Origin of the sequence: Mesorhizobium tianshanense, assembly GCF_007830515.1 — a bacterium.
In the GTDB taxonomy this organism is placed as follows: domain Bacteria; phylum Pseudomonadota; class Alphaproteobacteria; order Rhizobiales; family Rhizobiaceae; genus Mesorhizobium; species Mesorhizobium tianshanense.
On the sequence record NZ_VLKT01000026.1, the window covers coordinates 94,363 to 109,103 of the forward strand.

Genomic DNA, 14,741 nt, shown 5'->3' on the forward strand with positions numbered 1-14,741 from the left:
ATTAAAGCTTCAGGAAAATGTATATCTCTAAACAACATCGAATCGATTGTCGTCCATATGGGATCGTTTCGCCTCATCGAAACGTGGAGCGACCATTCCAACCGCGCGGTACGCTGAGACCAGGGTATTAGCCATTAGCATGGCAATCGTCATTGGACCGACGCCACCGGGTACAGGAGTAATCGCTCCTGCAGATCTCTTAACTGCTCCAAAATCGACGTCGCCAACTAGCGTTGTTCTTCGAGTACCGTCCGCCAGCGCCGGTACGCGATTGATGCCGACGTCGATTACAGTGGCGCCGGGCTTCACCCAATCGCCTTTCACCAATTCAGGCTTACCGACCGCGACGACGAGAATGTCAGCAGTGCGCGTAATAGTGGCAAGATCGCGGGTATGTCTGTGTGCGATCGTTACGGTGCAATTCGCAGCAAGTAAGAGACTTGCCATTGGCTTGCCGACAATATTAGAGCGACCGACCACAACTGCGTTTAGCCCGGTAAGGTCTTTCCCGCGGACCCGTTCGATCAGCAACATCGCACCGGCTGGTGTGCACGGTATGAAGGCGGTTCCCAGCTCACCCGTCCCAACCTTACCGACATTAATGAAGTTGAAGCCGTCGACATCCTTTTCAGGTGCAATTGCCTGGATAATGCGCCCAGTGTCGATCTGGCTCGGCAGGGGCAACTGAACCAGGATGCCATGAATTTGTGGATCGAAGTTGAGCTTGCAAACTAGGTCAACCAACTCGTTCTCGGAAGTATCGGAGGACAAGCTATACTGGACAGAATGAAATCCACATTCGCTGGCCATCCTGCTCTTTGAGGCCACATACACCTGGCTTGCCGGATCTTCACCGACAATCACCACAGCGAGGCCCGGTGTTCCGCCAGATACAGCCAATTCGGCTGAAAGCCGCTTCACCTCCGCGACCACATCCTGGCTGGCCACTTTCCCATCGATAATTTCAGTCACTGTGCATGCCCCCAGTACCTTCACACCGTGCGGAATTCTCAGAAAATGACCGTCTTGTGACCATTGATTAGAACGCGGAGCTCGAGGTGACTTTTCACCGCCCGCGCGAGCACTCGGCTCTCAATGTCCCGACCAACGGCGACGAAATCCTCGGCGCTCATCGCGTGCGAGACCCGCTCGGTTTCTTGTTCGATGATAGGTCCTTCGTCGAGGTCGGATGTGACATAGTGGGCGGTCGCGCCGATAATTTTGACGCCCCGTTCGAAAGCCTGGTGATAGGGTTTCGCGCCCTTGAAGCTGGGGAGGAAGGAATGGTGGATGTTGATTGCTTTTCCATAGAGTCGCTTTGATAGGTCCGCGGACAAGACCTGCATATAACGCGCCAATACCACTAGGTCGGCGCCAACATCCTTCACCAATTCGAGCAATCTCTGTTCCTGCTCTGCCTTGGTATCCTCTGTTACCGGCCAATAGCAGTAAGGAACGCTCTCAAGTTCGGCAGTACGCCGGCTGTCTTCATGATTGGAAACAATGGCTGCCACCTCAGCGTTTAGGCGACCGACGCGAATCTGGTAGAGGAGATGCAGCAGAGCATGGTCGAATTTTGAGACCATAATGATGAGTTTTGGTTTGCGAGCCTCGCTGGCCAAAGAAGTTTTAATGTCGAAGCGTTCAATTGGCGATTTCAGCAACCGCTCAATATCTTCTCGAGATACGTTTGTGGGTATCGTGAAGGCGATGCGCATGAAGAAACGATTGGTCTGGCGATCCCAAAATTGATTGCTTTCGGCAATATTGGCACCGAGCGTCACGAGCTCGGCCGTAACCGCGGCGACAATGCCCACTCTGTCTTCGCAGGCCAGGGTTAAAACGAACGCGTTGTCGATCATAGTCATGCTCGCGATGGGGCCGGGCAAATTGGCCCAGGAAGGATTAAGGGAAAAGATCCCAACCGTGGTCAGCCTCAATGCTGGGCCATGCTCGATCACATTGTTCGTAAATCGCGCATGAAACCGACCAAGGCCCCAATTTCTAATGCCTGGTATATACCACGAAAAAAGGAGGAGTAAAGCACGGATTCGGCCCGTATGAAGTTGGACACCTCGATTTACCATGCCTTTGGCCTGAACGAGCAGCGATGACCGGGGCCGCTTGATGAGTGCGGCTGCGTATTCCAATGATTCCGGACAGTGATTCCGAGACGAAACCGGACACCTATTCCGATAGAATACCGGACGCGACCGAAAACGAGTTCGTCGACAAATATCGAAAAAGACCCAGAGGCGCTCATACCAGTGATCCACGGGAATTTGACTTGTGAGGATGGTGGAACGCTTCTCGTAGCGATCCTCTACGATTTCCAGGAGATCGCGGCGTTGTTCGTCGTTGAGCTTCTCCGGCCCCAATCGTCTAAAATAAGCAAGTCCGTTTTGACCAGGCTCTTGAGCAGCTTCGCGTAACGGCCGTCTCCGCGGGCAAGGGCGAGCGAGGCGAAGAGGCGCGGCACACACGGTGGTACGCGACCGAGAGATCCTCGCGGCATGCCTTGTGGCCGAGCGCGCAGGCCAGCCAGCTCTTCCCGACGCCGGCTGGTCCGATCAGGAGCAGGCTATGGCGCTGTCTGATCCAGTCGCATGTCGCCAGCCTCATGAAGAGATTGCGATCAAGACCGCGGGTTGCCCGGAAATCGGCGTTCTCGATCTGGGCGTCATGACGTAATCTGGCGGCACGGGCTCTGGCCTCGAAGCGCTTCTGACGGCGCGTTGTCGCCTCCCGTTCGAGCCGGAGGGCAAGCCATTCGCCGTGCTGGAGGGCTCTTGCCTCCGGCTGCGTCTCCAGTTCCTGGAACGCGTTTGCCATGCCGGAAAGGCCGAGTTCGCGCAGCATGTCGATGGTGGGATTGGTCAGCATTTGTTGATTATCCGAGCCGATTGACAGTCCAGTTAGGTCCGCGGACCTAAGATCCAGGTAATCGTAGCGCGTCGGCGGACCTGCAAGACCTCAAATCCGCAAGGAGCACTGTACCCCTCCGGTGAGGCTTCACCGGATGGATACAGAGCACTCACAGAGGGCGGATTTGCGAGTGGCGACTGGAGTGCAGGGATAGGGTCGATCGCGGCTACCCGGATCGCTCCCACGGGCTGATTGCAGATCCGGCAAAAAAATGCGTGAGTGTTTCTAGCGAAACGTTGCAGCGCGCACGTGAAAACGCTGGCAGCCGGAACACTATTAAACAGCTCGACCTGTTGTCGATTTAGTGAATGTTCCCTGCGTCTTCTAACACCATCCGTGCTCCTTTCTCAGAAATCATGATTGTTGGAGTATTTGTATTCCCTGACGTGATAGTGGGCATCACTGAAGCATCAATCACGCGCAACGCGCTGAGACCAATCACCCGGAGGCGCTCGTCAACGACCGCGGTGGGGTCACTTGCAAGGCCCATTTTTGCGGTGCCGACCGGATGAAAAATCGTGGTTCCAATATCGCCTGCAGCTTTTGCGAGCGCTTTATCACTGTCATCAACAAGAGGTCCGGGTAAATGTTCTTCGGGTGCGAAGCGCTGCAATGCTGGCTGCCTCATGAGTCGCCGCGTCGTGCGGATGGCGTCCGCCGCGACGCGGCAGTCTTCAGCGGTCGACAAATAGTTTGGCGAAATAGCTGGTTTGTCGAGAGGATCGGCGGATACCAACCGGATTGTTCCGCGGGATCCAGGCCTAAGATTACACGCTGCAACTGTGATGGCGGAGAAGCGATGCAATGGATCGCCAAATTTGTCGAGCGAAAGAGGTTGCACATGGAACTGAATGTTCGCCCGCGCATAATCCGGCGACGAGGTCGTGAAGATTCCGAGCTGTGATGGCGCCATCGTCAGGGGGCCACGTCGAAACAACGCGAACTCGAGCCCCATCATGCCACGGCCGATGAGGGAATGGTAAGCTTCGTTGAGCGTCTTGACGCCGCGCACTTTGTAGATCGCCCGCTGCTGAAGATGGTCCTGAAGATTGCGGCCCACGCCGGGCTTGTGCAAAATCGTCTCAATACCATGGGGGGAAAGCCACTCGGATGGTCCGATGCCGGAGAGTTGAAGAATTTGGGCGGAACCTATCGAGCCGGCGGCCAGAATCACTTCGCCCTTTGCTCTGGCCTCGATGACGTGGCCGTTTAGACGAAAGCGCACGCCGACAGCGCGTCGGTCTTTAAATATTACCCTCTCGACCAGAGCGCCCGTCTTTAACCGTAGATTTGACCGCTTCAGAGCGGGTTTGAGGAATGCCCGTGCCGCCGACCAGCGAAGGCCGCTTCTCTGATTGACGTGGAAATATCCTACTCCAGTGTTATCGCCGGTATTGAAGTCCTGTGTACACGGAACTCCCATTTCTGTGGCCGCCTTCGCGATGGTGTCGAGTATTTCCCAACGCAACCGCGGCTGCTCCACGCGCCATTCGCCCCCTGAGCCATGATGCTCGGTGTCACCCAAGAAATGGTTGTCGAGCCGTTTGAATATAGGGAGCACATCATCCCAACTCCAGCCGGCAAGTCCTAGCTGACGCCAGTGGTCGTAGTCCGCTGCTTGACCGCGCATGGAGATCATCGCATTTATCGCTGATGATCCACCTATGACTTTTCCGCGCGGGTACTTCAGCGATCGTCCATTTAAGCCAGGCTCTTTCCCGGTTTCAAACATCCAATCAGAGCGGGGATTTCCGATCGCGAACAAGTAACCAACGGGGATGTGGAACCAGATCCAATTATCGTTGCCCCCCGCCTCAAGCACCAGAACTCGGTTGTTGGGGAGAGCGGACAAACGGTTCGCCATCACGCAACCAGCAGAGCCTGCGCCAACAACGATATAGTCGTACTCACCGTCGAGTATGCGGCCCCCTGTCAAAGTCACCTCCTCAAACTCCCTTGTGCGGGTTATTTATCGGTTCGCTACCAGCAGTGAACCGGCGCGAGTTGTCTTTGCTTCGGGCGTGCTAACGTCAACGATGCCGGAAGACAGGAGCCCGCTTGTTGACGAAAGCGTTCATTCCTTCTTTCTGGCCTTCAGTTGCAAAGGCTGATTGGAACAGAAGTCGTTCGTGACGAAGTCCATCTGCGAGAGACCCCTCGAAGGCCCGATTGACAGCTTCCTTCGCCATTTTGACTGCCGGCGCGTTGTATGCAGCAATTGTGTGAGCGACCTCCAAAGCTGTCTGCAGAAGGTCTGCCGCAGGAACGACGCGCGCGACGAGCCCCGCCGCCTTCGCCTCGGCCGCACCGATCGTGCGACCGGTCAATACCAAGTCCATAGCGAGTGATTTTCCTACCGCGCGGGTTAGTCGCTGCGAACCACCGATGCCGGGCAGGATGCCGAGTTTGATTTCAGGCTGCCCGAACTGCGCATCCTCCGAGGCGATGATGATGTCGCACAAAAGCGCGAGCTCACAGCCTCCTCCAAGCGCGAAGCCGCTTACTGCCGCGATTATCGGTTTCGAAATGGCGGCGATTTTGTCCCAAGGCGCTAGAAAATCATCCATGTAAAAGTTGAAAAATGATTTCTCAGCCATCTCGGCAATGTCAGCGCCCGCAGCGAACGCTCTTGGGCTTCCCGTGATTACAATGGCACCGATCTGAGCGTCGGCATCAAAGCCATTTAGTGCAGCGAGTACTTCAACTGCGAGGCGGCTATTTAGAGCGTTCAAACTTTTCGGACGGTTTAGTGTTATGAGACCAACGCGTTCACGTCGTTCCACAATAATTGTTTCCGGACTTTCTGTCGTTGTGACAATAGCGACTTCGCGGGGAGCAGTAGGTTCAGCAGTTTTACGAGCAGTCGCTGAATTGGCGGTGGTCATGACACAGTCTCCTTAGGATGATAATAGACACTAGGCGACTTAGCGCTCGCGGCGGAGAATAGATCTAGGTCAACACGTCGCCTTGATCATCGCCGCGAGAAATGTAGCTACCGAGTGATGCCATCAGTTCACTTAGTATTTGCTCGCGATGCTCATTTAAACCAGGTGCGACGACTGGCGTTACTGGATCGTTCTGGGGGTAACCACCCAACCTAATCGGATTCCCAGCGGTACGGATGGCGCGACTACCATTGCCTTTAACGTGGATGATCATGCTGCGAGCGATGAGCTGTGGGTTCTCGAAAAGCTTGTCGATTGTGTTAATCGGTGAACATGGCACGCCAGCAGCGTTTAATCTGTCTATCCAATGCTGAATAGGTTCGATAGAAGTAATCGCCTCGATTGCCTTGATCAGGTCTGATCGATTCCGGCATCTGAGGTTATTGCTAGTAAATAATGGATCAAGTGCAAGCTGGGGCGCTTCAAGAGCATCGGCCATCAACATGAATAGAGTGTCGTTTCCCGCCGCTATGACGAAGCGACCATCTTTCGCCGCGAAGCTTTCGAAGGGTGCGAGCGACGGGTGGCTGTCGCCTGTTCGGCCTGGTACCGTCCCTTCAACATCGTAGCGAGCGAGCGCGGTCTCCATGAGCGCGGCCTGGCAATCGAGCATTCCGATGTCCACCCGCGTACCCTGGGCGTTTTGCGACCGCTTGTAGAGTGCCGAGACTATTCCGATCGTGGCAAACAGTGCGGCGCCAAGATCGCCGAAGCTTGTGCCTACGCGCGCCGGCGGACCGTCCGGCCATCCAGTGAGGCTCATCACCCCGCCCATCGCTTGAACGACCATATCATAGCCGGGCAGATCGCTAAACGGTCCCGTATGGCCGAAGCCGGAGATCGAAGCATACACGATGTGCGGATGAGTCTTTGCGAGCCGGTCCGCACCGTACCCCAGCCGATCCATCACCCCAGGTCGAAAGTTTTCTACCAAGACATCCGCTTTGTCTAAAAGTTGTTCTAGAATTTCCCGATCGCGCGGCGATTTAATATCTAGAACGATGCTTTCCTTTCCTCTGTTAAAGCAAATAAAATAAGCCGACTCGTCTTCGACAAATGGGCCGAAGGCTCGAGTGTCGTCACCTGTGCCGAACTTTTCTATCTTTATCACGCGAGCGCCCAGATCCGCTAAGACCATGGTGCAATACGGTCCAGCCAGGACGCGTGAGAAATCCAGGACGGTGATACCTGAAAGGGGGCCCTTGTTGGGGTTTTGGTCAACTCCGATATACATGCGTTCCTCCAGCTGGTTGCTTACATGCGATCAGAGCGAAGCGGGCATGGGATGGGCGCGCATTGTCGGTGGCATCGCCAATTCACGGCAAGCTTGCCGCGCCCAGGATATGTCACGCTAAGAATTCTCAAGGTGCGCCCCTCCGCCATCGGCGCCGAATGTGAGGAGCCTCAAGAACTCTTCTCCAGCTACAGCCGGAGGTCCCGAATTGTCGATATTGTGAACATCTGACCCAACAACCTCGATCGTTTCGCTCCGGGCTAGACGGTCCCGAATCGACTTTCCCGTCTCTCTGCCTCGCTCGGCTAGACGCCGCTGAAGTAATTCGGACGGTGCAGTGATGTTGACGATTTGCAGGCGAGGGAACCGCAATCTTGCTTGAGGCAGCACCTCGCGCGAGCCATTCGCAATCACGACCGTCCCGTCTGCTAGCCATTGATCAACGGCGGCTGGCAGGCCGTAAGAAAGACCGTGCGCAGTCCAATTCAAGGAGAATGCGTTATGTGAGACTAGGCGTTGAAACTCATGCTCGGAAACGGATTCGTGGTCTTCGCCCGGAGAGGCGGGCCGGGTGATGATCCGTCGGACAAACCTGAAGCCAGGATGAAGTCGCAGCCGCTCCCGAGCATAGTCAAGCAATGTATCCTTGCCAGAACCGCTCGGGCCAACGATTAGCACCATCCTACCGGTGATTCCTACCCCGACGATCATGCCATTACCTTCCTCGCCTTGGCCTGGAGCAAGAAACGGGATCGAACAACGAAGTCGGCCTTAGGACTTTCCTGTGAAAACAACGAGAGTGCATCGAGCCGGAAGTCCTCATCGAGCAGAGGAGCGAACGTATCAGTAAGACGCTTCCAAACGGCTTCTTGAAATTCAGGCCGCACTGGACCAGTCAGAGTCATATGGAAGCGAAAGCGTTCCAAGACGTAGGGGTATCCCCATTGTGCCATGTTCGCAGCCTCCACCTCATCGAGAGAAGTCCTCAGCCGGCGTTGTCGCTCCTCTTCTTCCATCGGTGCCCGAAATCGATCCATCTCCACCACAACTCGTGCTGCCAACTCGCCAAGCGCAGGGGTGGGGCTTGATGGAACAAGTGCGAAGAAATCGCCCAGTGTACTGATGCGAAGCGGGCCGATCGGGCATGGAGCCGAAGTGCAGACCAGTCTCTCAATTGCCTGGTCGAGGTCAGTAACTTCATACGCTGCTTTCAGACGGAAGGGAGCCTTGATGGTAGCATGAAATCCGTACCGACGCGGCTCTGCTGTCAGGGCAAAGTCACTTGTGCCGACGGTGGTCTGGGCCACACTCGCCTCGGAGAAAGCGTTCCGCCCCAGCCATGCGGCGGCCGCACGCGTCAACGCGTGGTTTTCCGGCGGCGTATAGTAGATGGCATACCTTATGCCTGACGATAGGTCGGAATTCACGCAACCGCCTCAATCGTGGGTAAGTCCGGCACCGGCTTGCAAGGGATTTCGGTGGGTTCCCTGTGCGTAGACCGGATCTCGAACAAGCGATCGGCAACTGCGTCGCGAACCTCGGCATCATGGAAAATACCTACAACTGCGGCGCCACGTACCTTCGCCTCGCAAATCAATTCAATCACCGTCTTCCGATTTTCGGCGTCGAGTGAGGCTGTCGGCTCATCAAGAAGAAGAATTGGATAGGCGACAATAAAGCTACGCGCGATGTTGACGCGCTGTTGTTCGCCCCCTGAAAATGTTGCTGGTGCGAGAGACCAGAGGCGTTCGGGAATGCGTAGGCGAGTAAGCAGCGTGCGCGCCGCGGCATGGGCCTCTTCAACCGATCGTCCGTTGGTTATCGCTGGCTCTGCGACGACATCGAGGACTGGCACGCGGGGAATGACGCGCAGGAACTGACTGACATAGCCAATAGTGAAGCGTCGGATCTCGACGACCTTCCATGGTTCGGCTGCAGTGATATCAACTATTTCTCCGTCATGTTGCACCATGACAGAGCCAGACTGCGGCTTGTAATTCGCATAAAGTGAGCGCAGCAACGTCGACTTTCCGGCACCAGACGGACCGTGCAGGCAAACGCACTCTCCGGATCGAACTTGCAGATCGATGTCCTCGAAAACTGGCAGCGTTGTTCCACCTTGCGTATGCAGCGTGAATGTCTTGGAGAGGCCTCTGGCGTGAAGACGGATGATGGTCATGATGAAAGTCTCCTTCCCGCCGCTCAGACCTGAAGGATCGACGAGACTAGCAGTTGCGTATAGGGGTGATGGGGATCGTCGAGCACCTGATCAGTCAGGCCTTCCTCGATGACGCGGCCGCGCTGCATGACCATCAGGCGATCGGCGAGCAAGCGCACCACGGCAAGATCGTGGGTGACGATAATGGCAGCGATGCCCAGTTCGCGTACAAGGCCGCGTAGCAGGTCGAGAAGCCGCGCCTGTACCGAGACGTCGAGCCCACCGGTCGGCTCGTCCATAAAGACGAGTCTGGGTTTGGTCACAAGATTGCGGGCTATCTGAAGTCGCTGCTGCATTCCGCCTGAGAAGGTTCTGGGCTTGTCGTCAGTGCGTGTGAGGTCGATCTCAACCTTCTGCAACCAGTCCTGTGCCTCTGCACGGATGTTGCCGTAGTGGCGTGCGCCGATGGCCATTGGACGTTCCCCGACATTGCCACCGGCGCTCACATCCATACGCAACCCATCACGCGGGTTTTGGTGGACGATCCCCCAATCAGTGCGCGCAAGGCGCCGCCGCTCGGGTTCGGACAGCAACAGCATGTCGACAGGACCGCGATCCTTCATGTCGTAGATGATGGAGCCGGTGTCGGGCTGAAGACGTCCTGAAAGGCATGCGAGTAGCGTTGACTTCCCTGAACCGCTTTCACCCACGATGCCCAGCACTTCGCCCGGGCGAATGGAAAAGGAAACGTCGAGGCAGCCGACCTGGCCACCATAGGATTTAGACACTCCAGAAACTTCCAGAAGCACCGGCCTTTGTTGGAGTTTGCGAACGGCGCTCATAGCTTGGCTCCCTCATCGGGAGCCACAATCCCACCGGTTTCAGTCGTCAGCGCCCGGTCCGCTTGGCGCTTGTTGCAATAGTCAGTGTCTGAACAAACAAACATGCGTCCTCCGCGATCGTCGGTGACCACCTCGTCGAGGTAGGAAACGGTCGAGCTACAAAGGGCACAGCAACCTTTCCAGGTCTGGACCTCGAAGGGATGGTCATCGAAATCAAGACTGCGCACGGATGTGTAGGGCGGCACCGCATAGATGCGCTTTTCGCGCCCGGCTCCAAACAGCTGGATCGCCGGATTGTTTTCCATCTTAGGATTATCGAACTTCGGAATCGGGCTTGGTGACATCAGATGCCTGGCATTGACCATGGCGGGGTAGTCGTACGTCCGGGCGATACGTCCGAAGCGGGCGATGTCCTCATAAAGGGTCACCTGCATGGCGCCGTACTCTGCATAGGCGTGCATCTTACGAGTTTCATTCTCGCGCGGATCGATCTTGTGCAGGGGATCGGGCTGGGGAACCTGATAGACGAGAATCTGACCTTCTTGGAGAGGCGCTTCAGGGATTCGGTGCCGTGTCTGAATGATGGTCGCTTCTGCGGTTTGTTCGGTCGTAGCGACGTTCGATACGATCTCAAAGAAGCGGCGGATCGAAACGGCATTGGTGGTATCGTCGGCGCCTTGGTCTATGACCTTCAGCCTATCGTCGGGCCCGATGATGCTGGCCGTGACCTGAATCCCGCCGGTTCCCCAACCGTAAGCGAGCGGCATCTCGCGTCCGCCAAAGGGCACCTGATAGCCGGGGATCGACAAAGCCTTTAGGAGAGTGCGCCGTATCATCCGTTTGGTTTGTTCGTCGAGATAGGCGAAGCTGTAACCATCGCCGGTGTCGCACTGTTTGTTTCCAGGACCGGACATTACTCCGCGGCCTCCTTTGCCTGATCTGCTTCACGCTGCTCGCGCAACTGACGCACGAGCTGGAGCTCGGCTTGGAAATCGACATAGTGCGGCAGCTTGAAATGGGTGACGAAGCCATTCGCCTCGACACTATCGGTATGGGGAAGGACGAATCCCTCGTCCTGAGCTGGATATCGGACATCCTCGCCCAGCTCACGCGCCCTCAATGCGCGATCGACCAGCGCCATCGACATAGCTTTGCGCTCGCAATGGCCGAAAGTCAGTCCATAGCCCCGCGTGAACTGTGGAGGCTGTTCAGCGGTGCCTCGGAACTGGTTTATCATCTGGCATTCGGTGATGGTAACTTCAGCGATTTCGATCGGAAACCCAAGGTCTTCCGGCACGATCTCGATGATAACCTCACCGAGGCGCAACTCGCCAACAAAGGGATGGGCGCCGCCGTATCCGCGAGCGGTCGAATATGCGAGCCCAAGCACGAAGCCTTCATCGCCCCGTGCAAGGTTTTGGAGACGCTGGTCGCGCCCGGCAGGGAGGCTCATCGGCTCGCGCGTCAGATCGAAAACCTCCTCGTCATTTTCGGAGATATCCGCTTCGATCAGACCCTCGCCATCGAACAGATCGATGACGCGGGGAATGACGGAATCGAGCGGCTCATCAGCGAGCTCTGCTTCGGGCTTTCCGATTCCGCATTCCGCTGCGAGCGCGAAATCCAGCAGTCGATGGGTGTAGTCGTAGGTCGGTCCAAGCACCTGTCCGCCGGGGATGTCTTTGAATGTCGCCGAGATACGGCGGCGAACGGTCATCCTCGTTGTGTCGATTGGTTTAGAGACTGCGATACGCGGAAGAGTCGTGCGATAGGCGCGCAAGAGGAAGATTGCTTCGACCGCATCGCCCTGCGCTTGTTTGAGTGCCAGCGCAGCTAGGTCGCGATCATAAATCGAGCCCTCGTTCATCACGCGATCAACGGACAGACCAAGCTGTTCGCTGATTTGGCTTATGGTCAATTCCGCTAGGTCGGGATTGCCACGGCGCTCTTCAGCAATGAGCCTGTGGGAATTGATGATGGCCCGTTCGCCACCCTTTACAGCGACATAGGCCATCTACACTTCCACCCTAACTGCACGCGGCAGGCCGACGAGCATGTCGCCCGAGATGAAAAACACGTCCACGCCCATTGGATAGATCTCACTACAGAGGTTCCATTCCGGCCAGAACCAGTCCGGCAAGCCTGCGATACCTGGCTTAATCACCTGATTGATTCCTGGTCCAAACCATGAGGCCGTAGGGCCTTCAGTCAGCGATGGCACCTGTACGATCAGTGTCGTGGAGCGGTCGGGAAATTCCACATCACCTGGGTGAAAGTCCATCAGATGAGGCATAGATGACGGATCGGCGATCAGGGCAAAACGTGCAGACTTCTTGTCTGTCGTCTGCGGCGCTTCGCAATGAAACCGCAGGTAGGAACGCGCCTCATCCGACGAGGCTCGTCCATCCAGCCATATCGGTGTCTCGAAATCCGCGAGGGTCAGACACAGCGCTGTTGCTGCCACGTCCAGCGGGTGGGGTGCAGACACCGACCGATCAAGCGGAAAAATCCGCCCCGGATAGGCTACTGCCGACATTAACGTCCGGAATACGGCCTGAGTGTCGAATACCGGATCGGCGAAGGCGGGCCGAAGCTCCGGTGCTGCAAGGTCGCGTTTCATACCGCGTTCTCCCCCCGAACCAGGGTGAAGAATTCGACCTTGGTCGACGCCGCCTTACGGCTTCCCTCAACACGTAGTTCTGCTTGCCTTGCTCGCAAGGGTTCTATCACCCGGACCAATAAATCCTTGCGGCAATCACTCTGCTGTAAGAGTGCGTCCAGAATGGCAGCAAATTCCGCATGCCGACGATCGCGACCCTGAACATAGCCATGGCCTACTATCCCGTTTGCGAGCCGCACAGCGCAACGGGTCACAGTCATTTCGCCGAGATTGAACGGATTGCCGGTACCCCCGGCACGGCCGCGTACCATCACGAGACCGGTGTGCGGCTTGCGGAGCCACTCGACCGCGAAGTAATCGCCATGCTCGGTCCAGAAATCTTCAATGTCCTGTCGCCTTGACCGCGCGAGAACGCCCATCCAACTGGACCGCTCTTGTTGTGTCGCCTCCCCGGAGATATTCTGCATAGTGAGTCCGAAATCCTCGCTCTTTTCGCGTGAATCACGCTGCCCTGATTAAAGGTATTGCTGTCCAGCAACCCAAATGCCCCGGATGACCGGGACACCGTCAACAAGTTTCACTCGCAGTAGATCGGCACGAAGACCTGGCGAAATTCGACCGCGATCGGTGAACCGAAGCGCATCGGCGGGCCGTGCTGTGACCATAGCGATAGCGTCGTGAAGAAGGACGCCCCGCTCAGCAAGAACAAATGGCGCTTGAAGCAGACTCGAGGGAACATAATCCGAAGTTAAAATGTCCAATAGTCCTTCGTCAGCAAGATGTGCAGCGCTGACGTTGCCGGAATGTGAGCCGCCCAGAACAATATTAGGCGAACCCATCACGATGCGCATGCCTAGTTCGCGTGCCCTGCGCGCCGCCTCCATCGTGGTCGGAAACTCACTGATTGATACTCCATCGCCGAGTGACTGTTCTACGTCGGCGAGCGTTGTATCGTCATGACTTGCAATCGGGAGACTTCGCGCGACTGCGGCCTCGTGAATTGCCTTGCGAAATCCTGGTACACACTCCCTCTGCGTTTGGCGGCAACGTTCGAGATAGATTTCGAATTCCTTATCTGTCCAGACAATACCCTTTTTCTCACGTCTGTAGTTCCGGAATATGGACAGATCCCGCCATTGTCGTTGCCCGGGTGTGTGGTCCATAACGCTGAAAAGCCGCAGGATCGGATGATGCAAGTAAGGCTGGATAATTTCGATCAGATGCGGGTCCGAGAGCTCACAACGGAAATGAAAAAAGTGGTCTACCCGAAGCAAGCCCGAAGAGCGCGCATAGGTTATCGTATCAATCGCCGACCTCAGGACAGTCGCGCGATTCCCAGAGCTGCTGTAGTCACCCAGCGATAAGGCATCTAATACCGTGGTAACTCCGGCTCCAAGTGTCTGCCAGTCATGTGCAAGGACTGCGGACAGTGCTGATGGCCAGTATACGTTCGGGCGTGGGAAAAAGTGATGCTCGACATTGTCTGTGTGTAAATCGATCAGACCGGGGATTAGAAGGTCCCCTTGGAAATCAATTGATCTCTCATCGCGCGAAGTTGCACTCCCGATCTCGCCGATTGTCCCACCTTCAATTACAATATCTCCGCATAGAACATCGTGTTCACGAACGATATTAGCATTGCGAAAGGCTACCCTTTTCGAATTGAGGGCGATTTCGCCAAGCCTTTCAGGCAGGTCCATGAAGCAGTCCCTATCATCGCTGCCGTGGTCCGTTGAGGGTTCCCAGAATGAAACCCAGAGCGACCACAATGGTAGGAACGTTTATACCTTTACGAAGCGGAATGCAAGTGTCGTCGCCGATCGTGGGCATAAGAATCGTTTTGCAGGGGTTCTCCGGACAATCTGTAAGTGCCCAATCCGTCGCCCTGCAAAGCCGCCACCACCGTCCGGGAAGCAGTTGCGTCCATCGGCGGCTCCGTTTGCTCAGGTCGATCGTCCGCGCCAAGCTTAGATTAGACTAGCTATAGCTAGGGCATCGGCCGAGCTAAGCGAGCTAG

Annotated in this window: 14 protein-coding genes and 1 pseudogene; all 15 read right to left on the reverse strand. The window is 56.2% G+C overall.

All coding sequences use genetic code 11. The features are described from left to right. Positions 1-27: 27 nt before the first annotated feature. Complete coding sequence (gene folD, locus IQ26_RS20890; RefSeq protein WP_145720236.1) at positions 28-972, reverse strand: bifunctional methylenetetrahydrofolate dehydrogenase/methenyltetrahydrofolate cyclohydrolase FolD; 945 nt, start codon at positions 970-972, stop codon at positions 28-30. Positions 973-1,010: 38 nt separating this feature from the next. Continuing rightward, positions 1,011-1,862, reverse strand: coding sequence for a formyltetrahydrofolate deformylase (gene purU / locus IQ26_RS20895; RefSeq protein ID WP_145720254.1), 852 nt, complete (start codon positions 1,860-1,862; stop codon positions 1,011-1,013). A 396-nt stretch (positions 1,863-2,258) separates the two neighbouring features. Continuing rightward, positions 2,259-2,883, reverse strand: a pseudogene (gene istB / locus IQ26_RS20900) (IS21-like element helper ATPase IstB); the annotation flags it as partial. A 343-nt stretch (positions 2,884-3,226) separates the two neighbouring features. After that, positions 3,227-4,861 carry a GMC family oxidoreductase gene (locus tag IQ26_RS20905; protein ID WP_240547184.1) on the reverse strand — a complete coding sequence of 545 codons (1,635 nt, stop codon included), beginning with the start codon at positions 4,859-4,861 and terminating at the stop codon, positions 3,227-3,229. A gap of 94 nt (positions 4,862-4,955) precedes the next feature. Then, a complete protein-coding gene (locus tag IQ26_RS20910) occupies positions 4,956-5,810 on the reverse strand; it encodes an enoyl-CoA hydratase (protein ID WP_145720237.1) in 855 nt (284 codons plus the stop codon). A 64-nt stretch (positions 5,811-5,874) separates the two neighbouring features. After that, complete coding sequence (locus IQ26_RS20915; protein WP_145720238.1) at positions 5,875-7,104, reverse strand: CaiB/BaiF CoA transferase family protein; 1,230 nt, start codon at positions 7,102-7,104, stop codon at positions 5,875-5,877. A 117-nt stretch (positions 7,105-7,221) separates the two neighbouring features. After that, the gene (gene phnN / locus IQ26_RS20920; RefSeq protein WP_145720239.1) at positions 7,222-7,815 is read right to left on the reverse strand and encodes a phosphonate metabolism protein/1,5-bisphosphokinase (PRPP-forming) PhnN; all 594 of its coding nucleotides are present in this window, start codon (positions 7,813-7,815) and stop codon (positions 7,222-7,224) included. After that, complete coding sequence (locus IQ26_RS20925) at positions 7,812-8,531, reverse strand: DUF1045 domain-containing protein (RefSeq protein ID WP_145720240.1); 720 nt, start codon at positions 8,529-8,531, stop codon at positions 7,812-7,814. The genes phnN and IQ26_RS20925 overlap by 4 nt, the downstream gene beginning before the upstream one ends. Beyond that, positions 8,528-9,283 carry a phosphonate C-P lyase system protein PhnL gene (gene phnL / locus IQ26_RS20930; RefSeq protein ID WP_145720241.1) on the reverse strand — a complete coding sequence of 252 codons (756 nt, stop codon included), beginning with the start codon at positions 9,281-9,283 and terminating at the stop codon, positions 8,528-8,530. The genes IQ26_RS20925 and phnL overlap by 4 nt, the downstream gene beginning before the upstream one ends. Before the next feature lie 23 nt (positions 9,284-9,306). Further along, positions 9,307-10,104 carry a phosphonate C-P lyase system protein PhnK gene (gene phnK / locus IQ26_RS20935; RefSeq protein ID WP_145720242.1) on the reverse strand — a complete coding sequence of 266 codons (798 nt, stop codon included), beginning with the start codon at positions 10,102-10,104 and terminating at the stop codon, positions 9,307-9,309. Further along, positions 10,101-11,018: an alpha-D-ribose 1-methylphosphonate 5-phosphate C-P-lyase PhnJ gene (locus IQ26_RS20940; protein ID WP_145720243.1), complete on the reverse strand. Its 918-nt coding sequence runs from the start codon at positions 11,016-11,018 to the stop codon at positions 10,101-10,103. Before IQ26_RS20940 ends, phnK begins: the two co-directional genes overlap by 4 nt. After that, a complete protein-coding gene (locus IQ26_RS20945) occupies positions 11,018-12,118 on the reverse strand; it encodes a carbon-phosphorus lyase complex subunit (protein ID WP_145720244.1) in 1,101 nt (366 codons plus the stop codon). The genes IQ26_RS20940 and IQ26_RS20945 overlap by 1 nt, the downstream gene beginning before the upstream one ends. Next, complete coding sequence (gene phnH, locus IQ26_RS20950; RefSeq protein WP_145720245.1) at positions 12,119-12,724, reverse strand: phosphonate C-P lyase system protein PhnH; 606 nt, start codon at positions 12,722-12,724, stop codon at positions 12,119-12,121. Beyond that, on the reverse strand, positions 12,721-13,191 hold the full coding sequence (gene phnG / locus IQ26_RS20955; RefSeq protein ID WP_145720246.1) for a phosphonate C-P lyase system protein PhnG: 471 nt from the start codon (positions 13,189-13,191) through the stop codon (positions 12,721-12,723). The genes phnH and phnG overlap by 4 nt, the downstream gene beginning before the upstream one ends. A 48-nt stretch (positions 13,192-13,239) precedes the next feature. Further along, on the reverse strand, positions 13,240-14,424 hold the full coding sequence (locus tag IQ26_RS20960) for an alpha-D-ribose 1-methylphosphonate 5-triphosphate diphosphatase (protein ID WP_145720247.1): 1,185 nt from the start codon (positions 14,422-14,424) through the stop codon (positions 13,240-13,242). Positions 14,425-14,741 lie beyond the last annotated feature (317 nt).